20 protein-coding genes and 5 tRNA genes are annotated in these 23,130 nt (G+C 42.1%); 2 read left to right on the top strand and 23 right to left on the bottom strand.

All coding sequences use genetic code 11. The features are described 5' to 3' along the window. Nucleotides 1-179 precede the first annotated feature (179 nt). Both MURRU_RS10725 and MURRU_RS10720 read left to right on the top strand, forming a co-directional pair. Nucleotides 180-1,769, top strand: coding sequence for a peptide chain release factor 3 (locus tag MURRU_RS10725; protein WP_041801466.1), 1,590 nt, complete (start codon nt 180-182; stop codon nt 1,767-1,769). A gap of 107 nt (nt 1,770-1,876) precedes the next feature. After that, nucleotides 1,877-2,308 (top strand): hypothetical protein, encoded by a 432-nt coding sequence (locus tag MURRU_RS10720; RefSeq protein WP_014033487.1) that lies wholly within the window; start codon nt 1,877-1,879, stop codon nt 2,306-2,308. A gap of 153 nt (nt 2,309-2,461) precedes the next feature. On the opposite strand, the gene MURRU_RS10715 is transcribed toward MURRU_RS10720, so the two are convergent. From MURRU_RS10715 to MURRU_RS18085, 23 genes are all read right to left on the bottom strand, one after another. After that, the gene (locus tag MURRU_RS10715) at nt 2,462-2,773 is read right to left on the bottom strand and encodes a DUF3467 domain-containing protein (RefSeq protein ID WP_014033486.1); all 312 of its coding nucleotides are present in this window, start codon (nt 2,771-2,773) and stop codon (nt 2,462-2,464) included. 53 nt (nt 2,774-2,826) lie between these two features. Next, nucleotides 2,827-7,125: a DNA-directed RNA polymerase subunit beta' gene (rpoC, locus tag MURRU_RS10710; RefSeq protein WP_014033485.1), complete on the bottom strand. Its 4,299-nt coding sequence runs from the start codon at nt 7,123-7,125 to the stop codon at nt 2,827-2,829. A gap of 38 nt (nt 7,126-7,163) precedes the next feature. Then, a complete protein-coding gene (rpoB, locus tag MURRU_RS10705) occupies nt 7,164-10,973 on the bottom strand; it encodes a DNA-directed RNA polymerase subunit beta (RefSeq protein ID WP_014033484.1) in 3,810 nt (1,269 codons plus the stop codon). A 128-nt stretch (nt 10,974-11,101) separates the two neighbouring features. After that, nucleotides 11,102-11,485, bottom strand: a complete 384-nt coding sequence (gene rplL / locus MURRU_RS10700; protein ID WP_014033483.1) for a 50S ribosomal protein L7/L12 — start codon at nt 11,483-11,485, stop codon at nt 11,102-11,104. Between the two features lie 55 nt (nt 11,486-11,540). Continuing rightward, the gene (gene rplJ, locus MURRU_RS10695; RefSeq protein ID WP_014033482.1) at nt 11,541-12,059 is read right to left on the bottom strand and encodes a 50S ribosomal protein L10; all 519 of its coding nucleotides are present in this window, start codon (nt 12,057-12,059) and stop codon (nt 11,541-11,543) included. 23 nt (nt 12,060-12,082) lie between these two features. Beyond that, nucleotides 12,083-12,775 carry a 50S ribosomal protein L1 gene (gene rplA / locus MURRU_RS10690; RefSeq protein ID WP_014033481.1) on the bottom strand — a complete coding sequence of 231 codons (693 nt, stop codon included), beginning with the start codon at nt 12,773-12,775 and terminating at the stop codon, nt 12,083-12,085. A 22-nt stretch (nt 12,776-12,797) separates the two neighbouring features. Then, on the bottom strand, nt 12,798-13,235 hold the full coding sequence (gene rplK / locus MURRU_RS10685; RefSeq protein ID WP_014033480.1) for a 50S ribosomal protein L11: 438 nt from the start codon (nt 13,233-13,235) through the stop codon (nt 12,798-12,800). 67 nt (nt 13,236-13,302) lie between these two features. Further along, the gene (gene nusG, locus MURRU_RS10680; protein ID WP_014033479.1) at nt 13,303-13,854 is read right to left on the bottom strand and encodes a transcription termination/antitermination protein NusG; all 552 of its coding nucleotides are present in this window, start codon (nt 13,852-13,854) and stop codon (nt 13,303-13,305) included. A 12-nt stretch (nt 13,855-13,866) separates the two neighbouring features. Continuing rightward, nucleotides 13,867-14,055 (bottom strand): preprotein translocase subunit SecE, encoded by a 189-nt coding sequence (gene secE / locus MURRU_RS10675; protein WP_014033478.1) that lies wholly within the window; start codon nt 14,053-14,055, stop codon nt 13,867-13,869. Nucleotides 14,056-14,077: 22 nt separating this feature from the next. Next, nucleotides 14,078-14,150, bottom strand: a tRNA-Trp gene (locus MURRU_RS10670). Between the two features lie 73 nt (nt 14,151-14,223). Beyond that, nucleotides 14,224-15,411, bottom strand: coding sequence for an elongation factor Tu (gene tuf, locus MURRU_RS10665; RefSeq protein ID WP_014033477.1), 1,188 nt, complete (start codon nt 15,409-15,411; stop codon nt 14,224-14,226). Nucleotides 15,412-15,458: 47 nt separating this feature from the next. Beyond that, nucleotides 15,459-15,530: transfer RNA gene (locus tag MURRU_RS10660), tRNA-Thr, on the bottom strand. Between the two features lie 89 nt (nt 15,531-15,619). After that, nucleotides 15,620-15,692: transfer RNA gene (locus MURRU_RS10655), tRNA-Gly, on the bottom strand. Nucleotides 15,693-15,772: 80 nt separating this feature from the next. After that, nucleotides 15,773-15,855: transfer RNA gene (locus MURRU_RS10650), tRNA-Tyr, on the bottom strand. Between the two features lie 22 nt (nt 15,856-15,877). Then, nucleotides 15,878-15,951 (bottom strand) — tRNA-Thr (locus MURRU_RS10645). A gap of 101 nt (nt 15,952-16,052) precedes the next feature. After that, nucleotides 16,053-16,355 carry a ribosome hibernation-promoting factor, HPF/YfiA family gene (gene hpf / locus MURRU_RS10640; RefSeq protein ID WP_014033476.1) on the bottom strand — a complete coding sequence of 101 codons (303 nt, stop codon included), beginning with the start codon at nt 16,353-16,355 and terminating at the stop codon, nt 16,053-16,055. A gap of 54 nt (nt 16,356-16,409) precedes the next feature. Next, entirely contained in the window at nt 16,410-17,300 is an 891-nt protein-coding gene (locus MURRU_RS10635; RefSeq protein WP_014033475.1) for a tyrosine-type recombinase/integrase, read from the bottom strand. A gap of 97 nt (nt 17,301-17,397) precedes the next feature. Then, a complete protein-coding gene (rpsU, locus tag MURRU_RS10630) occupies nt 17,398-17,592 on the bottom strand; it encodes a 30S ribosomal protein S21 (RefSeq protein ID WP_014033474.1) in 195 nt (64 codons plus the stop codon). A gap of 93 nt (nt 17,593-17,685) precedes the next feature. Further along, nucleotides 17,686-18,855 carry an acyl-CoA dehydrogenase family protein gene (locus MURRU_RS10625; protein ID WP_014033473.1) on the bottom strand — a complete coding sequence of 390 codons (1,170 nt, stop codon included), beginning with the start codon at nt 18,853-18,855 and terminating at the stop codon, nt 17,686-17,688. Nucleotides 18,856-18,865: 10 nt separating this feature from the next. After that, complete coding sequence (locus tag MURRU_RS10620; RefSeq protein ID WP_014033472.1) at nt 18,866-19,720, bottom strand: ComEA family DNA-binding protein; 855 nt, start codon at nt 19,718-19,720, stop codon at nt 18,866-18,868. A 19-nt stretch (nt 19,721-19,739) separates the two neighbouring features. Next, on the bottom strand, nt 19,740-21,803 hold the full coding sequence (locus MURRU_RS10615; RefSeq protein WP_014033471.1) for an amino acid carrier protein: 2,064 nt from the start codon (nt 21,801-21,803) through the stop codon (nt 19,740-19,742). Between the two features lie 85 nt (nt 21,804-21,888). Beyond that, nucleotides 21,889-22,896, bottom strand: a complete 1,008-nt coding sequence (locus tag MURRU_RS10610) for a potassium channel family protein (protein WP_014033470.1) — start codon at nt 22,894-22,896, stop codon at nt 21,889-21,891. 2 nt (nt 22,897-22,898) lie between these two features. Further along, nucleotides 22,899-23,126, bottom strand: a complete 228-nt coding sequence (locus MURRU_RS18085) for a PspC domain-containing protein (RefSeq protein WP_014033469.1) — start codon at nt 23,124-23,126, stop codon at nt 22,899-22,901. Between the last annotated feature and the right edge of the window lie 4 nt (nt 23,127-23,130).

Genomic DNA, 23,130 nt, shown 5'->3' with positions numbered 1-23,130 from the left:
AAAGAATAATCCTTATTATGGAGGACTCGTAAATTTAAAACCGGCGAAAATTACCTTTCTTTTTGGTTTTGGCTTGTTTAAATTCCTTATTTTTTTCCAATTATATTAACAATCTCGAATCACACTAAAAATGAGTGGGAAAACATATAATTCCCCTATTTTTGCCGAAATTTTTGTTGATGGAATTTGAAAAGGAAATAGCGAAACGAAGAACTTTTGGCATTATCTCCCACCCTGATGCCGGAAAAACAACCTTGACCGAAAAGTTACTGTTGTTCGGAGGTGCAATCCAAGAAGCTGGAGCGGTAAAAAGTAATAAGATAAAAAAATCGGCTACCAGTGACTTTATGGAAATTGAGCGCCAAAGGGGTATTTCCGTAGCTACTTCCGTTTTGGCCTTTATTTATAAGGATAAAAAAATCAACATTTTGGATACCCCTGGGCACAAGGATTTTGCTGAAGATACCTTCCGTACCCTAACCGCAGTTGACAGCGTAATTGTGGTAATTGACGTTGCCAAGGGTGTTGAGGAACAGACCGAAAAATTGGTGGAGGTTTGCCGTATGCGCAACATCCCCATGATTGTATTCATCAATAAATTAGATCGTGAGGGCAAGGATGCCTTTGACCTTTTGGACGAAGTGGAACAAAAATTAGGTTTAACGGTGACCCCACTAAGTTTTCCAATAGGAATGGGGTACGATTTTAAAGGTATTTACAACATCTACGAAAAAAACATCAACCTTTTTAGCGGCAACAGCAAAAAGAACATCGAAGAAACCATTGCTTTTGACAATCTGGACAATCCAGAACTTGAGAAAATCATAGGTGCCGATGCTGCTGAAGAACTGCGCGACAATTTAGAACTAGTTGAGGGTGTTTACCCCGATTTTGACAAGGACGCTTATTTAAAAGGTGAGCTTCAACCTGTCTTTTTTGGTTCGGCCTTGAACAATTTTGGAGTGCGGGAGTTGTTGGATTGCTTTGTGAACATAGCACCGTCACCTAGACCCAAAAAAGCTGAGGAGCGCTTGGTAAAGGCCGATGAAAAGGATTTTTCCGGTTTTGTTTTTAAAATCCATGCGAATATGGATCCCAAACACCGAGATCGTTTGGCATTTGTTAAAATCGTATCGGGAACGTTTGAAAGAAATACCCCCTATTTGCATGTACGACACGGCAAAAAACTGAAATTCTCCAGTCCAAATGCTTTTTTTGCGGAGAAAAAAGAGATTGTGGATATTTCTTATCCAGGAGACATTGTTGGTCTGCACGATACTGGAAATTTTAAAATTGGGGATACTTTGACCAGTGGTGAAGAACTGCACTATAAAGGCATTCCAAGCTTTTCGCCGGAACATTTTAGGTACATCAACAACGCAGACCCAATGAAGGCCAAACAATTGTACAAGGGCATTGATCAGCTCATGGACGAAGGGGTAGCACAGCTTTTTACTTTGGAAATGAACGGAAGAAAGGTAATTGGTACGGTTGGAGCATTGCAATATGAAGTAATCCAGTATCGATTGGAACACGAATACGGCGCTAAATGCACCTATGAGAACTTTCCTGTGCACAAAGCTTGCTGGGTAGAGGCGGAGGATGAAAACAACGAAGAGTTCAAAGAGTTTAAACGTGTAAAGCAAAAGTTTTTGGCGACGGACAAAAAAGGGCAGTTGGTGTTTTTGGCAGATTCGCCTTTCTCCCTGCAAATGACCCAACAAAAATACCCTTCGGTAAAGCTGCACTACACTTCGGAGTTTGAGTAAAAATCCACCAACCCGAATCCTACAGTATTCTGAATATTAGAACTTTGCAAGTTTCACGTGTCATTTTTTTTGTACATTGGATAGTATAACCAATTAAATAAAATATTATGACGACTTCAGTAAAACCAACTACTTGGTTCTGGGTGGTGAGTGTTATTGCTCTTCTATGGAATTTGATGGGCGTTGCCAATTATCTGAACCAAGCTTTTAACCAAATGGCACTTTTGGAAAGTATGGATCAAGCACAGCGAGAAGTTTTTGAAGGAATCCCAGCTTGGGCAACCGCCGCATTTGCTATCGCTGTTTTTTCCGGAGCCTTGGCATCGATTGGTCTGTTGCTCCGAAAAAAATGGTCTCGTCCGCTTTTTGTCATTTCACTAATTGCGGCCCTGGCACAATTTATCTATTGGCTGTTTATTTCCAATGCTGTTGAGGCTTTTGGACCTTCTACTTACGCCATGCCAGCTATCATTATAATAATAGGCATCTACCTCATTTTCTTTTCAAAAAAGGGGATTGAGAAAGGGTGGTTGAAGTAAAAATTAAAGACCTATACAAGAAAGTTTTTATGTCAATGTCGAGCGCAGTCGAGATGGAAGATAAAGTGGTGTATTATAAAGTTATCGTCTGCCCCTTCGACTGCGCTCAGGATGACAGCTCGGACTGACACACATAATTTTGCAAAAGTAGTTTTATGCTTCGCCAGTGGGGCCAAAATTTAATGGAATCGCAGGTTGTTCGTAATCTTGGATTGTTCCGTGGGCCGCTTCAAACCTACTCACATTATCGTTCAATGCCTTTAGCAGCTTTTTAGCATGCTGTGGTGTTAAGATGATTCTGCTCTTTACTTTTGCCTTTGGAGCGCCAGGCATCAAACTAATAAAGTCCACTACAAATTCGGATACGGAATGGTTGATGATCGCCAGATTGGAATATATTCCCTCTGCTGTTTTTTCATCCAACTCTATATTGATCTGCTTCTGCTTTTTCTTTTCTTCAGCCATGTTACTTATATTAAAAAGAAAACCCCGACCTAAAGGCCAGGGTTTGTTTTTATTTAGAATTTGAATTCCTCTTTTCGGGCCATGATTTCATCGTACTCCTCTTTGGAACCTACAATGATGCTGTCATAATCCCTCATGCCGGTACCGGCTGGAATTTTATGTCCTACAATTACATTTTCCTTCAATCCTTCCAAGGTATCGATTTTACCACTTACTGCGGCCTCATTCAACACTTTGGTGGTTTCCTGGAACGATGCTGCCGAGATAAAGGACTTGGTCTGCAACGATGCTCTTGTAATACCTTGCAGGATTGGTGTCGCAGTTGCTGCCACAGCATCTCTTGCGGTTACCAAGGTCTTGTCCTCTCTTCTTAGAATTGAGTTCTCGTCCCTCAGCTCTCGTACAGTCAAAATCTGTCCTGGTTTCAATCTTTCGGAATCCCCAGCATCCTCAACAACTTTTTTGCCGAAAATTTCATCATTCTCGTTGATAAAGTCGTCTTTGTGTACCAATTGATTCTCTAGGAAGATGGTATCTCCTGGATCTTGGATTTTAACTTTACGCATCATTTGTCTTACAACAACTTCAAAGTGCTTATCGTTAATTTTCACACCTTGTAAACGGTAAACTTCTTGTACTTCGTTTACCAAATATTGCTGTACGGCAGATGGTCCTTTAATGGCCAAGATGTCTTCTGGTGTAATGGAACCGTCGGACAATGGCATACCTGCACGTACGTAGTCATTTTCCTGAACCAAAATCTGGTTGGACAATTTAACCAAGTACTTTTTGATATCTCCGGTCTTGGACTCGATAATAATCTCTCGGTTACCACGCTTGATCTTACCGAAGGATACTACTCCATCAATCTCGGAAACAACGGCTGGGTTGGATGGGTTACGTGCTTCGAAAAGCTCGGTTACCCTTGGAAGACCACCGGTAATATCCCCTGCCTTGGCAGATTTACGTGGAATTTTAACCAATGTTTTTCCTTCTTTTACTTTCTCGCCGTCATCAACCATCAAGTGGGAACCAACAGGCAAATTGTAAGAACGTAATGTTTCGCCTTTACTGTCCTTGATCAACAAGGTTGGAATCAACTTTTTGTTTCTGGTCTCAGAAATTACTTTTTCTTGGAAACCTGTTTGTTCATCGATTTCAACTTGGTAAGTAACACCTTGATCAAGGTTCTCGTAGGCAATCTGTCCAGAGAACTCAGAAACAATTACACCGTTATATGGATCCCATTCACAAATCACGGTTCCTTTTGTAATTTTCTCACCGTTTTTGATGAACAATTTAGAACCGTAAGGAATGTTGTTTGTGCTTAATGTGATTCCTGTTTTTGGATCAACTATCTTAACCTCGGACGTTCTGGAAATTACAATGTCGGTTTTACCACCTTCACTGTTTTCACCTTTTACAAGTCTCAAGTCTTCAATCTCTGCAATACCATCAAACTTGGACTCCAACTTGTTGTCCTCGGAAATGTTACCTGCAATACCACCCACGTGGAAGGTACGCAAGGTCAACTGTGTACCGGGCTCACCAATGGACTGTGCTGCAACAACACCTACGGCTTCACCTCGTTGTACCATTTTATTGGTAGCAAGGTTTCTACCGTAACATTTGGCGCAGATTCCTTGTGGAGCCTCACATGTCAATGGAGATCTTACTTCTATTTTTTCGATTGGAGCTGCCTCCACCCTTTTCACGTCGGCTTCGTTGATTTCTTGTCCTGCTTTCAGCACAAGTTCTTCGGTCAATGGGTTGTACACATCGTGTAACGATACCCTGCCCAAAATCCTTTCGCCCAAGGTTTCAACAATCTCCTCGTTTTTCTTCAATGGTTCTACCTCGATACCTCTCAAGGTTTCACAATCTTCGCTATTAACGATAACATCTTGTGAAACGTCCACCAAACGTCTGGTCAAGTAACCTGCATCCGCCGTTTTCAAAGCGGTATCCGCAAGACCTTTACGCGCACCGTGGGTAGAGATAAAGTATTCCAAAATCGACAATCCTTCCTTAAAGTTCGAAAGAATCGGGTTTTCGATAATCTCCCCACCACCTGCGGTAGATTTTTTAGGCTTGGCCATCAAACCACGCATACCGGTCAACTGACGAATCTGCTCTTTGGAACCCCTTGCACCAGAATCCAACATCATATATACCGAGTTGAATCCTTGTTTATCTTCACGAATTCGCTTCATGGCCAATTCGGTCAACATGGCATTGGTAGATGTCCAAACATCAATAACCTGGTTATATCGCTCATTGTTGGTGATAAGACCCATGTTATAGTTCATCATAATACCATCGACCTGCTCGTTTGCCTCGCCGATCATATCCTGCTTTTCTGCTGGAATGATGATATCCCCCAAACTAAAGGATAGACCACCTTTAAAGGCGAAATCGTATCCCATGGCCTTGATCTTGTCCAAAAACTCAGCGGTTGTAGGTACATCTGTCACCGCAAGAATGTCCCCAATAATATTTCTTAGGGCTTTCTTGTTCAATACTTGGTTGATGAATCCTGCTTGTTCTGGCACTTCTGTGTTGAACAATACACGACCTACCGTGGTTTCTATAATTTGATAGACCAATTCCCCTTCTTCGTTAAAGTCTTTGGCTCTTACCTTGATTCCGGCATTAAGCGAAACTTTTTTCTCGTTAAAGGCAATCTCTACTTCTTCAGAAGAATAGAAGGTAAGTCCTTCACCCAAAACAGGTTCTTCTTTGGTAGATTTTTTCTCTTTGGTCATGTAGTACAATCCCAAAACCATATCCTGTGATGGTACGGTAATCGGAGAACCGTTGGCTGGGTTAAGGATGTTTTGTGAAGCCAACATCAATAATTGTGCTTCCAAAATAGCCTCTGGCCCCAATGGCAAGTGAACTGCCATCTGGTCCCCATCAAAATCCGCGTTAAATGCGGTACATGCCAATGGATGCAAACGAATCGCCTTACCTTCAATAAGTTTAGGCTGGAACGCTTGGATACCCAATCTGTGCAATGTGGGGGCCCGGTTCAACAATACAGGGTGTCCTTTAAGGACGTTTTCAAGAATGTCCCAAACTACGGGTTCCTTCTTGTCGATAATCTTTTTGGCAGATTTAACGGTCTTTACAATACCTCTTTCAATCAACTTACGGATGATGAATGGCTTGTAAAGCTCGGCTGCCATATCTTTTGGAAGACCACATTCGTACAATTTCAATTCCGGCCCAACAACAATTACGGAACGAGCGGAGTAATCCACACGTTTACCCAAAAGGTTTTGACGGAAACGACCTTGCTTACCTTTCAATGAATCGGAAAGGGATTTCAATGGTCTGTTGGATTCTGTTTTTACCGCAGATGCTTTTCTTGTGTTATCGAAAAGGGAATCCACCGCTTCCTGAAGCATACGTTTTTCGTTCCTCAAAATCACCTCTGGTGCTTTGATTTCCATCAAACGCTTCAAACGGTTGTTACGGATAATCACCCTGCGGTACAAGTCGTTCAAATCGGATGTGGCGAAACGCCCCCCATCCAATGGCACCAACGGACGCAATTCTGGTGGAATCACCGGAATCACCTTCATAATCATCCACTCAGGGTTGTTTTCCCTGTTGTTTTGTGACTCACGTAAAGCCTCAACTACCTGAAGACGCTTCAAGGCTTCGGTCTTACGCTGTTTTGAAGTCTCTGTGTTTGCCTTATGACGAAGTTCGTAGGACAATTGTTCCAAATCGATTCTGGACAAAATGTCAATCAAACATTCGGCACCCATTTTGGCAATGAACTTGTTGGGATCGGTATCCTCCAAGTATTGGTTCTCGGTAGGAATGGATTCCAAAATGTTCAAGTACTCCTCCTCGGTCAAGAAATCCATTTTGTTGATTTCCTCACCTTCTGGACCTTTGGCAATACCTGGCTGGATAACCACATACCTTTCGTAGTATATAATCATGTCCAACTTTTTGGAAGGCAGTCCCAAAAGGTATCCTATTTTGTTTGGCAGCGAACGGAAGTACCAGATGTGTGCCACGGGAACCACAAGATTAATGTGCCCTACACGGTCTCTACGTACTTTTTTCTCCGTCACTTCAACACCACAACGGTCACAAACGATTCCACGGTAACGGATTCTCTTGTATTTACCACAGGCACATTCGTAATCCTTTACAGGACCAAAAATACGCTCGCAGAACAATCCATCACGCTCTGGTTTGTGCGTTCTATAGTTTATGGTTTCCGGCTTCAACACCTCGCCACGGGACTCGGCCAAAATTGACTCTGGAGAGGCCAATCCTATGGAAATTTTGTTGAACCTTTTTTGTGCGTTATTATCTTTTATTCTAGCCATAACAATATGGTGATGATATAATTAATGTATATAGTGTTCTACTCTTCCAATCTGATATCCAAGCCCAAACCTTTAAGTTCGTGCATCAATACGTTGAAAGATTCTGGCAACCCAGGTTCTGGCATGGTCTCACCTTTTACGATGGTCTCGTAGGTCTTGGCCCTTCCGATAACATCATCCGACTTAACGGTCAATATCTCCCTAAGGGTAGATGATGCGCCGTAGGCTTCCAATGCCCAAACTTCCATCTCTCCAAAACGCTGACCACCAAACTGTGCCTTACCACCCAATGGTTGCTGAGTGATCAATGAGTATGGTCCAATAGATCTTGCGTGCATCTTGTCGTCTACCATGTGACCTAGTTTCAACATGTAGATGACACCAACGGTTGCACGTTGGTCGAAACGCTGACCTGTTCCACCGTCATATAGGTAGGTGTGTCCAAATCTTGGCACGCCTGCTTCATCGGTAAGCTTGTTGATTTCATCCAATGAGGCTCCGTCGAAAATCGGGGTCGCATATTTTTGACCCAATTTTTGTCCGGCCCAACCCAATACGGTTTCGTAGATCTGACCAATGTTCATCCTTGATGGTACACCAAGTGGGTTCAATACAATGTCCACTGGGGTTCCGTCTTCCAAGAATGGCATATCCTCTTGACGAACGATACGCGCCACAATACCTTTGTTACCGTGACGACCGGCCATTTTATCACCTACTTTAAGCTTACGCTTTTTGGCGATATAAACTTTGGCCAACTTCATGATACCTGCAGGAAGCTCATCCCCTACGGAGATGGTAAATTTATCCCTTCTCAGGTTACCTTGAATATCGTTCAATTTGATTTTGTAGTTGTGCAACAAGTCGGCAACCAAAGCATTGGTAGCGTCATCTGTTGTCCAACTTCCTCCAACCAAATGGGCAAAATCGTCCACAGCGTTCAACATTTTAATGGTGTATTTCTTTCCTTTTGGAAGTACTTCTTCACCCAAATCGTTGATTACACCTTGCGATGTTTTTCCGCTGATCAAACTGAACAATTTCTCGATCAATTCATCTTTCAGCTGTTGGAACTTCACTTCGTAGTCCATCTCCAATCTGGCAATGGCTTCTTTGTCTTCGGAACGTTTTCTCTTGTCCTTGATGGAACGAGAGAACAATTTCTTGTCGATAACCACACCTCTCAAAGATGGAGAAGCTTTCAATGAAGCATCTTTTACGTCACCTGCTTTGTCGCCAAAGATGGCACGCAACAATTTTTCTTCAGGAGTTGGGTCGGATTCTCCTTTTGGAGTAATCTTACCGATCAAAATATCCCCTGGCTTCACTTCGGCACCGATACGGATCATACCGTACTCGTCCAAATCCTTGGTGGCTTCTTCGGATACGTTTGGAATATCGTTGGTCAATTCCTCTGCACCCAATTTGGTATCCCTTACTTCCAACGAATACTCATCAACATGGATGGAGGTAAAGATATCCTCACGAACCACTTTTTCGGAAATCACGATCGCATCCTCAAAGTTGTATCCTTTCCAAGGCATAAAGGCAACCTTCATGTTTCTACCCAAGGCCAATTCACCTTTTTCGGTAGCATAACCTTCGCAAAGCACTTGACCTTTTTTCACTTTGTCGCCTTTTCTTACGATTGGCTTCAAGTTGATGCTTGTCCCTTGGTTTGTTTTTCTAAACTTCACCAATTGGTAGGTCTTCGAGTCATCGTCAAAACTTACCAAGCGCTCTTCTTCGGTCCTTGTATATTTTATGGTGATTTTCTGTGAATCCACATATTCCACAACCCCATCTCCTTCCGCATTGATCAATACTCGAGAATCTGTAGCCACTTGTCTTTCCAGACCTGTACCTACAATTGGAGAATCCGGTCTCAACAATGGAACTGCTTGACGCATCATGTTTGATCCCATCAAGGCACGGTTCGCATCATCGTGCTCCAAGAAAGGAATCAAGGATGCGGAAATGGATGCAATCTGGTTCGGTGCAACGTCTGTGTACTTTACCTCTGTTGGATCCACAACCGGGAAATCGCCTTCTTCACGGGCAATTACCTTTTCCCTTTCAATGGTACCATCATCCCCTAATGGAATGTTGGCTTGGGCAATCTTCATTCCCTCTTCTTCCTCTGCACTTAGGTAGATATGATTTTTCGTATCTACTTTTCCATCTTCTACTTTACGGTAAGGGGTTTCCAAGAAGCCCATATTGTTCACCTTGGCAAATACGGACAAAGAAGAGATCAAACCAATGTTCGGTCCTTCAGGTGTCTCGATCGGACACAATCTTCCGTAGTGTGTATAGTGAACGTCACGCACCTCGAAACCGGCTCTTTCTCGGGAAAGACCGCCTGGCCCCAATGCGGATAATCTTCTTTTGTGTGTAATCTCTGCCAACGGGTTGGTCTGATCCATGAACTGGGACAACTGGTTGGTTCCGAAGAAGGAGTTGATCACGGACGACAATGTCTTCGCATTGATCAAATCGATCGGGGTAAACACCTCGTTGTCACGAACGTTCATACGCTCACGGATGGTACGTGCCATACGCGCCAAACCTACACCAAATTGAGAGGACAATTGCTCACCTACGGTTCTTACACGACGGTTGGACAAGTGGTCAATATCATCAATCTCTGCTTTGGAGTTGATCAACTCGATCAAATACTTGATAATGGTGATGATATCTTCTTTGGTCAACACTTGTTTGTCCATTCCAATATCCAAGCCCAACTTCTTGTTCATTCTGTAACGCCCTACCTCACCTAGGTTGTAACGTTGGTCGGAGAAGAACAATTTGTCGATAATCCCACGAGCTGTCTCTTCATCTGGCGGCTCTGCATTACGCAATTGTCTGTAAATGTGCTCTACCGCTTCTTTTTCAGAGTTGGTAGGGTCTTTTTGCAAGGTGTTGTGGATGATGGCGTAATCGGATTGTGCATTGTTCTCCTTGTGAAGCAAAATGGTCTTCACATCGGCATCAATGATTTCATCGATATGCTCTTTTTCCAAAACGGTATCACGATCAAGTACAATTTCGTTTCGTTCGATGGAAACCACTTCTCCCGTATCCTCGTCCACGAAATCCTCATGCCATGTGTTCAACACCCTGGCGGCCAATTTACGGCCCAATACTTTTTTAAGTCCGGTCTTGGAAACTTTTATTTCTTCCGAAAGGTCGAAGATTTCCAAAATATCCTTGTCCCTTTCAAAACCGATGGCACGGAACAAAGTGGTTACCGGTAATTTTTTCTTCCTATCAATGTAGGCATACATCACCGAGTTGATGTCGGTGGCGAATTCAATCCAAGATCCTTTGAAAGGAATTACCCTGGCTGAATACAATTTTGTTCCATTTGCGTGGAAAGACTGTCCAAAGAAAACCCCTGGAGATCTGTGCAACTGGGAAACTACAACGCGTTCTGCACCGTTGATCACAAAAGTTCCGCTAGGAGTCATGTAAGGGATGGTTCCCAAATACACATCCTGTACGATAGTTTCGAAATCTTCGTGTTCTGGATCGGTACAGTACAATTTTAAACGTGCCTTTAAAGGTACGCTATAAGTAAGCCCACGCTCTATACATTCTTGGATGGAATATCTTGGTGGATCAATGAAGTAATCCAAAAACTCAAGTACAAACTGGTTTCTGGTATCTGTGATTGGAAAATTCTCCATGAAGGTGTTGTAGAGACCTTCGTTTCCTCTTTCGTCAGATTTAGTTTCAAGCTGGAAAAAGTCTTGGAACGATTTTATCTGAATGTCCAAGAAATCCGGATATTCCGGTATGTTCTTAGCGGATGCGAAATTAACTCTTTCAATAGTGTTTGTGAACATCTATGGACAAATTTTGATCGTGAATACTATGTGGGTTCGTGTATGGCTTTATACACTCCTTATATAAATAGGCTAAGGTCTAACCAAAAAATGGAAAGACCTTAACCAAGTTCTTATGGGAAAAGCGATTATTTAAGCTCAACTTCTGCTCCTGCTTCTTCCAATGATTTTTTGATACCTTCTGCCTCATCTTTGGCAACACCTTCTTTAACAGCTTTTGGTGCGCTGTCAACGATTTCTTTAGCGTCTTTTAGCCCAAGACCGGTCAATTCCTTAACCAATTTTACGACTGCCAATTTAGAACCACCGGCAGCTGTAAGGATTACATCAAATTCTGATTTTTCCTCAGCAGCTTCGCCTTCACCTCCACCAGCGGCAGCACCACCGGCAACGGCTACTGCAGCAGCAGCAGGCTCAATACCATATTCTTCTTTTAAAATGTCGGCCAATTCATTTACCTCTTTTACTGTAAGGTTTACCAACTGTTCTGCAAAATCTTTTAAATCTGCCATTTTTCTATCGTTTAATAAAAATGTTTAAAAATATACTTAGTTTATTGTGCGCGAATTATTCTTTCTCAGATAAGGTTTTAAGGATACCTGCCAATTTACCACCTCCGGACTTAAGCCCAGAAATAACGTTTTTGGCCGGTGATTGTAACAATCCGATGATATCCCCGATAACTTCCTCTTTGGACTTGATGTCAACAAGTGCATCAAGGTAGTTGTCCCCGATGTAAATTGCCTCTGCTATAAAGGCGCCTTTCAACACGGGCTTTTCTGATTTTTTTCTAAAGTTCTTGATAAGTTTCGCAGGTGCGTTCCCGGTTTCGGACAACATCAAAGATGTATTGCCTTTCAACACGTCGGGAAGTTCACCAAATTCCTTATCAGAAGCTTCCATTGCTTTTGCAAGCAAGGTGTTCTTTACAACCGCAAGCTTAATGTTCGCCTTAAAACACGCTCTTCTCAAATTAGAGGTGTCCACGGCATTCAACCCTGATATATCCGCCAAGTAAATGTTAGGATTATCAGTCAACTGTGCAGTCAAGTCTTTTATTACTGTTGCTTTTTCTTCTCTTGTCATAGTTAAAAAAATTGAACTACCAGTTATTGAACTGCTTTTGGATCTAATTGAATACTAGGACTCATGGTACTGGACAAGTAAATACTTCTCATGTACACACCTTTAGAAGCAGAAGGCTTCATTTTCACCAAGGTGTCAATCAACTCCCTAGCATTTCCTGCGATTTTGTCCGCAGAGAAAGAAGCTTTTCCGATTGCAGCGTGTACAATACCTGTTTTGTCCACTTTAAAGTCAATTTTACCGGCCTTAACATCGGAAACTGCCTTGGCAACATCCATAGTTACTGTTCCGGTCTTTGGATTGGGCATTAAACCCCTAGGCCCCAAAATTCTACCTAATGGTCCCAGTTTACCCATAACACTTGGCATGGTGATAATCACATCAACATCGGTCCAACCGCCTTTAATTTTCTCCAAATATTCGTCCAACCCCACAAAGTCAGCACCTGCTTCTGTAGCTTCTGCCTCTTTGTCTGGTGTCACCAATGCCAAAACCTTTACGTCTTTACCTGTTCCGTGAGGAAGGGTAACCACGCCACGCACCATTTGATTCGCTTTTCTTGGATCTACACCCAAACGAACTGCCAAATCAATGGAAGCATCGAATTTTACATTGGTTATTTCTTTTACTAAAGCTGATGCCTCTTCCAGAGAATAGAGTTTGTTCTTATCTATCTTGGACTGGGCCTCTTTTTGCTTTTTAGTCAACTTTGCCATTTAATTACTGCTTTTTAAGATTTTAAAAAGGTCTTTGCCCGGCTATCTTCAGTCCCATTGATCTAGCCGTACCTGCAACCATACTCATTGCAGACTCCACTGTAAAAGCATTAAGGTCGACCATTTTGTCTTCCGCGATTGCTTTTACTTGATCCCATGATACTGAACCGTTTTTAACCCTGTTAGGTTCGCCAGATCCTTTTTTAATCTTAGCTGCTTCCATCAATTGAACTGCCGCAGGTGGTGTTTTTACAACAAAATCGAAAGATTTATCCTTGTAAACGGTGATAACGACCGGCAATACTTTGCCTGGTTTGTCCTGTGTACGAGCATTAAACTGCTTACAGAACTCCATGATGTTAACACCAGCAGCACCTAAGGCGGGTCCAACCGGTGGCGATGGGTTCGCAGCACCTCCCCTAACTTGTAATTTAACTACCTTATCTACTTCTTTTGCCATTGTTTCTAATTAAATTTAAAGTGTGTCAATTGGAAGCAACACAGCTTTATATATGTAACAGCTCTAATTATACTTTTTCTACTTGCATATAGCTTAGCTCCAATGGTGTTTTTCTTCCGAAAATTTTCACCATCACTTCTAGCTTACGCTTTTCTTCATTGATTTTCTCAACAGTTCCGTTAAAACCATTGAAAGGTCCATCAATTACCTTAACCGTTTCTCCCAACACAAATGGAATTGCAACATTGTCCGTATTAACAGCCAACTCGTCCACTTTTCCTAGCATACGGTTTACTTCGGATTTTCTTAAAGGAATTGGATCTCCACCCTTAACTTCGCCCAAGAAACCGATTACATTGGTAATTGAACGAATGATGTGAACCATTTCTCCGCCAAGATTGGCCTTTATCATGATATATCCCGGAAAGTAAACACGCTCTTTGTTGATTTTCTTTCCGTTCCGGATCTGAACAACTTTTTCGGTAGGGACTAGAACTTCTTCAAGGTAATCGCCGAAACCTGCACGCTCTACCTCGCTTTCTATATAGCCTTTGATCTTGTTTTCTTGACCACTGACCGCTCTAACCACATACCATTTTTTTTCAAGTACCTCAGACATATCGACCGATCTTTATCCTATTAACTTATCAAAATACAACGTAATCAAGCTACTGAACAAGGAATCCACCCCCCATGTTGCCAAGGCAAACAAGATGGAAAAAACAGCTACAATAACCATTAGATTGGAAGCTTTACCTCTTTCCAACCACGTAACATTGTTCTTAAGTTCTTCTAATGATTCCTTTATGTAAGTGACCATGATTTTTTATGTATTATACTTGCACGGGAGGAGAGACTCGAACTCCCGACACCTGGTTTTGGAGACCAGTGCTCTACCAACTGAGCTACACCCGTTTATAATTACACTGAAAGGTATCCCGAGAAAATCGGAACACCCTTGAGTGCAATTTTATTATAAAAATGAAACTTAATCCAAAATCTCAGTAACCTGTCCGGCACCTACTGTTCTACCACCCTCACGGATAGCGAAACGTAGACCTACACTACAAGCTACAGGCTGAATCAAATCCACGGTAATTGTCAAGTTATCACCTGGCATTACCATCTCAACACCGTCAGGCAAGTTAATGTTACCAGTAACGTCTGTAGTTCTCAAGTAGAACTGAGGACGGTAGTTGTTGTGGAATGGTGTGTGACGACCACCTTCTTCTTTTTTAAGGATATAAACCTCAGCTTTAAATTTAGCGTGTGGCTTAACAGAACCTGGCTTGCAGATAACCATACCTCTTTTGATATCAGATTTCTCGATACCTCTCAAAAGAAGGCCTACGTTATCACCGGCTTCACCTCTATCCAAAATCTTACGGAACATCTCAACACCAGTGATGGTAGATGTCAATTTCTCAGCACCCATACCGATGATATCAACAGGATCACCTGTATTGGCAACACCAGTTTCGATACGACCAGTAGCAACAGTACCCCTACCTGTAATGGTGAATACATCTTCAATTGGCATAAGGAAGTCTTTGTCAACTTCACGCTCAGGCTCCTCGATCCACTCATCAACAGCTTTCATCAACTCCATAACCGTGTCAACCCATTTTTGCTCACCGTTCAAAGCACCAAGTGCAGAACCAGAAATAACAGGACCATTGTCACCATCGTACTCATAGAAAGAAAGCAATTCTCTTACTTCCATTTCAACAAGCTCCAAAAGCTCTTCATCATCCACCATGTCAACTTTGTTCAAGAAAACAACGATACGTGGAATTCCAACCTGACGCCCCAATAGGATGTGCTCACGAGTTTGTGGCATTGGACCATCCGTAGCAGCTACAACCAAGATAGCGCCGTCCATCTGAGCAGCACCAGTAACCATGTTCTTTACGTAATCCGCGTGACCAGGACAGTCAACGTGTGCGTAGTGACGGTTTTCTGTTTGGTACTCAACGTGCGAAGTGTTGATTGTAATACCTCTTTCTTTTTCTTCAGGAGCGTTGTCAATAGAATCAAAGCTTCTTGTTTCAGACAAACCTGCGTTGGCCAATACAGTGGTAATAGCAGCGGTCAATGTAGTTTTACCGTGATCCACGTGTCCAATGGTACCAATATTTAAGTGCGGTTTGGAACGATCAAAAGTTTCCTTTGCCATTTTAAATAATTTTAATCTTAGTTTATATTAGTGTACAAATCGTTTTGAGCCAATGACGGGATTTGAACCCGTGACCTCTTCCTTACCAAGGAAACGCTCTACCCCTGAGCTACACCGGCCTATGGGTTATCAGGTTTAGAGTTTAAAGTTACAAGTCTAGCTCGTCAAAACTTCAACCTTCATCTTGAAATCAAAGTTTCAAGTTTAGAGCGGGAGACCGGGTTCGAACCGGCGACATTCAGCTTGGAAGGCTGACGCTCTACCAACTGAGCTACTCCCGCATTTTTTTGGATTTTCACCCAAAAGATTCCATTATTTCAAAAAACCTTCTTTCTCCAGTTGTTCCGACGAACAACTTTTGTGGGGGGAGCAGGATTCGAACCTGCGAAGGTAAAAACCAACAGATTTACAGTCTGTCCTCGTTGGCCGCTTGAGTATCCCCCCGCCTTATTTTCAGTAACTTACGAGCCGATAGAGGGACTCGAACCCACGACCTGCTGATTACAAATCAGCTGCTCTAGCCAGCTGAGCTATATCGGCATTTCACCGCTTTTTACTCACTAAAAAAGCCCGCTATTTCTAACGGACTGCAAATGTATATATTTATATTTTAATTCAAAATAAATTTTGAAAAATTTTCATCAAGCTTTCGCCCTCAGTTTTTCCTTCTTTTTCACCAACTGTCTTTCCAAGGAACTACAGGCCGAATCCACAGCCTCTTCAAATGACTTACATTGTTTTTTTACCATGAATTTATCCCGAGGGACAAACACCATGATTTCCACGATCTTATTTTCTTTAGCACTTGTGTTTTCAACTTTTAAATATACATCCGATTCAATGACCTTGTCGTAGAACACTTCCATCTTGTCCATTCGTTTTTGGACAAAGTCGATGAGTTTTCCATCAGCTGTAAAATTTACCGATTGTGCGTTTACTTTCATAAGACGAAGTTTTTAGTACTGTCTGGGACAGCGGAGTTAAACAATACAAGAATTTTATTTCTTGTTTCTTGGGTGGGCCTTTAAATGTACCTTTTTTAGCTCGGCTATACTGTTGTGCGTGTACACCTGCGTAGAAGCCAAACTGGAATGACCCAATAATTCCTTTACGGAATTTAAATCTGCGCCCCGATTAAGCAAGTGGGTTGCAAAGGTATGCCTGAGTATATGCGGACTCTTTTTTACCTTCGGGGACACTAAACTAAAGTACTTATTTATAGTTCGATAAACAAGTGTTTCATAAATTTTAAGACCATCTTTTGTTAATATTAGATGTGTGGAATTCACATCCTTTTCCAGTTCAGCTCGCTTGACCAAATAGTTTTTTATCTGCTCCACGGTGGATGGCAACAATGGGAGAATACGTTCTTTGTTCCGTTTGCCCAAAACTTTTAATGTATGGCCGGACAAGTTTACATCCGTCACTTTTAAATTTACCAATTCGGCCCTTCGTATGCCGGTGGTGTACAAAAGTTCTATAATGAGTTTATCGCGCTCCCCTTCAAAATCATCATCAAAAGGAATTTCGGATAAAATGGTTTCCATCTCCGTTTCAGAAAATGGAACCTCCACTTTTTTGCTGGTTTTAAGCGCCCTATGTTTCACCAATGGTGAAATGGCTATCTCTCCAACCTTCAGCAAAAATTTATAATAAGCTTGTAGTGAGGATATTTTTCTGTTGATGGTCCTATTGGAAATTCCTTGGTCGGATAGCGCAACAATCCAATTTCGAATCAACGGATAAGAAACGTTTTCCAGATTGGACTCCCAATGATTCTCCTTGCAGAAGCTGGAGAAGGCATCAATATCCTTTTCATACGCTTTTATAGTGTGCTCGGAGTAATTTTTCTCCAACCTTAAATAAGATATAAAAGCTGATACGGACATATATCAAAGGTAGCAATTACGATTGGTCTATGGCTAAAACGAAAAATCCCGTTCCAATATTGGAACGGGATTGATATATTTTGCTAAAGCGATAGCCCTATACTTCTTCTTGGTCTCTTAATCCTTGAATGTATTGTGCTTTTTGAATTTGCGCTCTACGCTGTACAGAAGGTTTGGTAAACTGCTGTCTTGTTCTTAACTGACGCATGGTACCTGTTCTGTCGAACTTACGTTTGAAACGCTTTAAAGCTCTATCGATGTTCTCTCCTTCTTTTACTGGTATAATTAACATGGGCTACAACCTCCTTTCTTTTAGAATTTTGGAGCGCAAATATACAAATGATATTCAACAGTTAAAGAAATATTTTATTTTTTTGATAGCATCTTACACCGTTCGCTTTTTGTACTCCTTTTTATCCACAATGATTTTGGCCAAAATCTCCTTTAAAATTTCCGAAGTACCACCACCAATGGGCCCCAACCTACTATCTCGGCTCAAACGTGCCATAGGATAATCTTCAATATAACCGTAACCGCCCAAAAACTGAAGACAGTTGTAAATGACCTCATCAGCCATTTTGGTGGACTTCAATTTGGAAATGGTCGCTTCTTTAACAACATAAGCACCTTTTTCCATTTGCGCCACTGTGGCATAATTGAACTGTTTGCACAACAACATATCCGAATACAGGTCCACCAACCTATGTCGCAAGGCCTGAAACTGGTCTATGGCTTTGCCAAACGCTTCGCGTTCGGACATATATTGCAATGCATAGTCCAAGGCAAACTCGGCCCGTGCATGCGCATTTATGCCCATTACCAAACGCTCTAAGGAAAAGGCCTCCATAATATAGCCAAAGCCTTCGTTCTCCTTACCCAACAAATTGGAGGCAGGAACCTCCACATTATCAAAGGCCAATTCTGCGGTGTCAGAAGCACGCCACCCCAACTTGTTGAGCTTGCTGGCGGTAACACCCTTCGCATTCCTATCCATAACAAACATACTGATACCCTTGTGGCCAGCATCCTTGTCCGTTTTGGCAGCAAGAATAATGTAATCGCCGTAAACCCCATTGGTAATAAAAGTCTTGGAACCGTTCACGATGTAGACATCATCTTTTTTTTCTGCCGTGGTGCGCATGGCAGCAACATCGCTACCCCCAAAAGGCTCCGAAACCCCCAAACAACCGATTTTATCACCGAGTACACTAGGCTCTAGATAAGCTTTCTTTTGCTCATGGTCGGCCAGTTTGTTCAAATAGGTCATGGCCAAGTATTGATGCGCCCACATAGCAGCAGCAAAACCACCTGAATTGATCTTTTGTAGTTCTTCCAGAAAAATAGTGGTATAAAACAGGTCTAGGTCCAAACCCGAATAGGCCTCGGAAGTCATTAGCCCAAAAAAGCCCATCTCCCCAAACTTGTTCCAAATAGCCCTATCAATCTTTCCAGTATCCTCCCATTCTTCAATGTGGGGAACAACTTCTTTTTGCAAAAAATCTTTTAAACTCTCCCGGAACAAATTATGCTCTTCCGTGAAGTACATATCGATCATACCACCTTATTTATAAGGACAAATATAAGGCTATTCTATCTAGTTTTTCCGCAGGAAATTTATTGACTTGACCCAATTCTTGAAATGATTGGTACGCACCATTCTTATCTCGGTATGCAACAATATCAAAAGCCAATGACCTACCGATATAAACCAATTGGGACAACTCCGCCACACTAGCTTTATTAATATTTATTTTTTGTATCGAAGGTACCTCCAACACTTGGAACCTAAGCAACGCTTTTTCCACAACCTCTGGTTTTAGACCGTAAACATCGTAAAGCTGTTCGTTTACCAAGAAACCTCCTAGCCTATCCCGAAATTTTATGATTCTTTCCGATAGTGTTTCCCCAATACCATAAATTGATTTTAAATCTTCCGTCGTTGCAGCATTCAAATCTCTGAGCTTTACTGCTATTTTTTGTTTTGATGCGACCTTTTTTATGGATTGATGTTTTGTCACCCAATCTGGAAACTTAAAATAGGGTGAAATTTGATTCAACAAAGAATCCGATACCTGTGTCACGGCTTGAAACTCCTTGGCTGAATTCACGAACTTGCCCTCTTCACGAAAAGCAAACAATCTGTCCAATTGCGAGGTGGACAATCCCAAAGTGTAGCCTTTATAATCGCTAAGGTAATTGGGGTTGAAAGGATACATTTTCACAGCTGCTTCAGACTTATAATTTATAAGACTATCTATTTTAGACTGTTCATGGACACTGAGAACAAAATTGGTTTCCCGTGGGGATGGATTGGCCTTTATATAATAATATCCAACTTGAAACACAATCGTTATCAGCAACAAAAAGAAAATCCCACTCCGTTCTTGTTTATTGAACCTGAAGTGGGGTTGTTTTCTCATGCTATGTTTATGCTAAAACTTAACTTTTTGATTTTTTAAAGAGTTGACCGACTTTTAATTTCTGTAAATAGCCGTCCAGATCTTTGCGAACTTCACCAGATAAGATGTAAAGTCCAATGATGTTCGGGAAGGACATTGCCAAGATCATCATGTCCGAAAAGTCCAAGACAGCCCCTAAACTCACAGAGGCTCCTACAACCACAAATACCAAGAACAACATTTTATAGACCATTTCGGAACGTTTGCTCTTTCCAAAAAGATAGGTCCAAGCCCTCATTCCATAATAGGACCATGAAATCATGGTAGAAAATGCGAAAAGGAACACTGCCAAGGCCAACACATAAGGGAACCAAGAGATTTGGCTACCAAACGCATCGGAGGTCAACTGAGCACCGGCCATTCCCTCCACTTCGTGCATTCCGGTAAAAATTAACACCAGAGCCGTAAGGGTACAAACCACTACGGTGTCGATAAACGGCTCGAGCAAGGCCACAAATCCTTCTGATGGGGGATGATTGGTCTTGGCGGCACTATGTGCAATGGCCGCGGAACCCACACCGGCCTCATTGGAGAAGGCTGCCCGTTGGAACCCAACGACCAAAACACCTATTATACCTCCCTTTAAAGCCGAAGGATTTAATGCCCCTTCAAAAATGGCTGAAAATGCAGGACCAATATTTTGTATGTTCATTATAATGACCGCCAAGGCCGCCACAATGTAAACAGAGGCCATAATTGGTACTATCTTACCTGTTACCCTAGCAATACTACTAATTCCGCCAATGATGACCACACCGACCAAAATCGCGGTAACCACACCAAACCAAAATCCGTTGCCTGCCAAAACAGGAAACTGCCCTGCCAATTGCTCGAAGGACTGGTTGGCTTGGAACATATTTCCACCTCCAAAGGAGGCTCCTACAGCAAGTAGTGCAAACACTCCTGCCAATACTTTACCAAATCCTTTCAGGTTTCTTTTTTCAAGACCATATCGCAGATAGTTCATAGGGCCACCAAATACGCGTCCATCAGGAAGTATGTCACGATATTTTACACCAAGGGTACACTCCACAAATTTGGAGGACATCCCCAACAAACCACAGATAATCATCCAAAAAGTAGCTCCTGCGCCCCCTAACGAAACAGCAACTGCAACACCGGCAATGTTTCCAAGACCTACGGTACCGGAAACTGCAGTGGCCAGTGCCTGAAAGTGGGTTACCTGCCCCGGAGCATCGGGGTCGTCATATTTTCCTTTGGCCAGATCCAGCGAATGTTTAAAACCACGAATGTTGATGAATCCCATTCTAAGGGTAAAGAACAATGCGCCAAACACCAACCAAATCACAATAAAAGGAATCCCCTTCATAATCGGGTCCCCGTTGGGGTGCAACATTGGGATGGGTTCGTCATACTCGATTTCAGCAAAATAATGCGCTCCCTGTTCTATAACATGCTCTGGGTTCTGGGAGTTGTAGATTACCCCCCCCTGTTTCACCTTTTGCAAAAGTTTTCCTTTGGCGTTGGATTTTATGGTTATATCACCTCGTTTGTCACTGGATATAATGGCAATATCCTCACCTTTGGCAACACTTGCCTTTTCTTCTTTGAGCCATTCCTTCAACACAAATTTGTCCTGGGTTTCATTACTCCAATCTGGAATACCGATCAATTTTACATCAGCGTAGGCCACAGGGTCGTATATTCCAATGGCTGCAAAGGGGTCCCAAAAAAGAACAGACCCCAAAGCGCTTACTGCCGGGGTCATGGTTCCATTGAAAACTTCAGTGATCGATTCTGTCTCAATTTCAAACTCCTTTGTAATGGAATTGCCTGCAGCATCGGTCACAACTACACTATAAGGTATTCCTTCTACTAGCCCTTGTGCCCTTTTTGATGTGAGCGGCGTACTCTGGTTGCTCCATTTATAGGTATAGGGTTCCACCCCACCATCAACTTCAAGTTCTATGACCCCATTATTTATGTTATCGGAGACATTATAGGTTTTGCCCACTACGGTCAATTCTTGTGAGAAACCTGTGGTTAGTGCAAAAAAAGACAATAGAGTAATAAAATACTTCATATATTGAAATTAGTTAGTTTTTGGTATGGTAAAGGCAGCAATATCTAAAAAAAATTCAACGCTATCAAATTTTATGTTTTTTTAACTAACCTATCTGAAACATTTGATTTAATTTTCGTATTTGCTCCGGTCTTCCCAGAACAATCACCTTACTTTTTGGCTGTAATGTCATATCTGCCTCTGGATTGATGATATATTTTCCGTTCGGGTCTATGTAACCTATAATTGTGCAGCCAGTTTTTCTTCGTAAATCCAAATCCCGTAGCGAATGGCAATCCATTTGATTGGTAAAATCCTCAATGCTCACTTCTTCCAAGTTGGTTGTATGTTCGCCTTCTATGGAGAGTTGATCTAAAAACGTGATCAAGTCGGGCATTACCACTAAAGAAGCCATGTGGTCCCCACCAATTTTATCGGGCATAATTACTTTGTTAGCCCCGGCAAATTCCAATTTTTTTATAGAAGTGATTTGCGACGCCCTACTTATTATAAACAGATTCTTGTTGAGTTGCCTTGCGGACAGCACTATAAAGAGGTTGGCCGCATCGTCGGGCACGGCAGTGATCAAATATTGTGCACGATCGATTCCGGCTTGCAGTAGCACCTCATCCTCATTGGCATCGCCCTCCACAAACAACACATCATCTTCGTGCCTTTCAATAATCTCCTTATCTTTTTCAATAACAACAAAAGGCTTTTTGTAAGCTATCAATTTTTCAGCGGCCTGCATGCCGTTTCTACCAAAACCGCAAACCACAACATGGCTTGAAAGACTATCTACTTGTTTCTTCACTTTTCTCTTTTTTAGTAGTTCCAGCGAATTTCTTCCCAAGATATATTCCGAAACCACAGAAATTGCAAAACCGAATATAAAAATACTGGTGACGATTAAAAATACGGTAAAAATCTTTGCATTGGCATCCAACGGCCTCACCTCCGAAAATCCCACGGTAGTTACCGTAATAATGGTCATGTAAATGGCCTCTATCCATGTAAAATCGGACAGCATTTTATAACCGAATACCCCAAACAAAAGCACCACGACCATTAAGGAAAGTGCCAATACTATTTTGGAGCGTATCAATCTAATCATGATCAGAGGTCAAATACAGAGGTTCTTTTTGTATAGATCAGGTCCTTGATCCGAAGCCAGAATGCAATAAAAAGGTACAGGGCAAAACCAAAACCCAGGGTAACAAAGGTTAAATAGATAAAGCTTGTGCGCACCACACGGGCCCGAATGCCAAGTCGTTCCGCTATGCGACGACAGACCTCAAAGCCTCTTTTTTGAAAATAGTAAAGGGTATTGTAGAACAAAGACATGGTT

Source organism: Allomuricauda ruestringensis DSM 13258 (assembly GCF_000224085.1).
GTDB classification, from domain to species: Bacteria; Bacteroidota; Bacteroidia; order Flavobacteriales; family Flavobacteriaceae; genus Flagellimonas; species Flagellimonas ruestringensis.
This window is presented reverse-complemented; position numbering and strand designations above follow the sequence as displayed.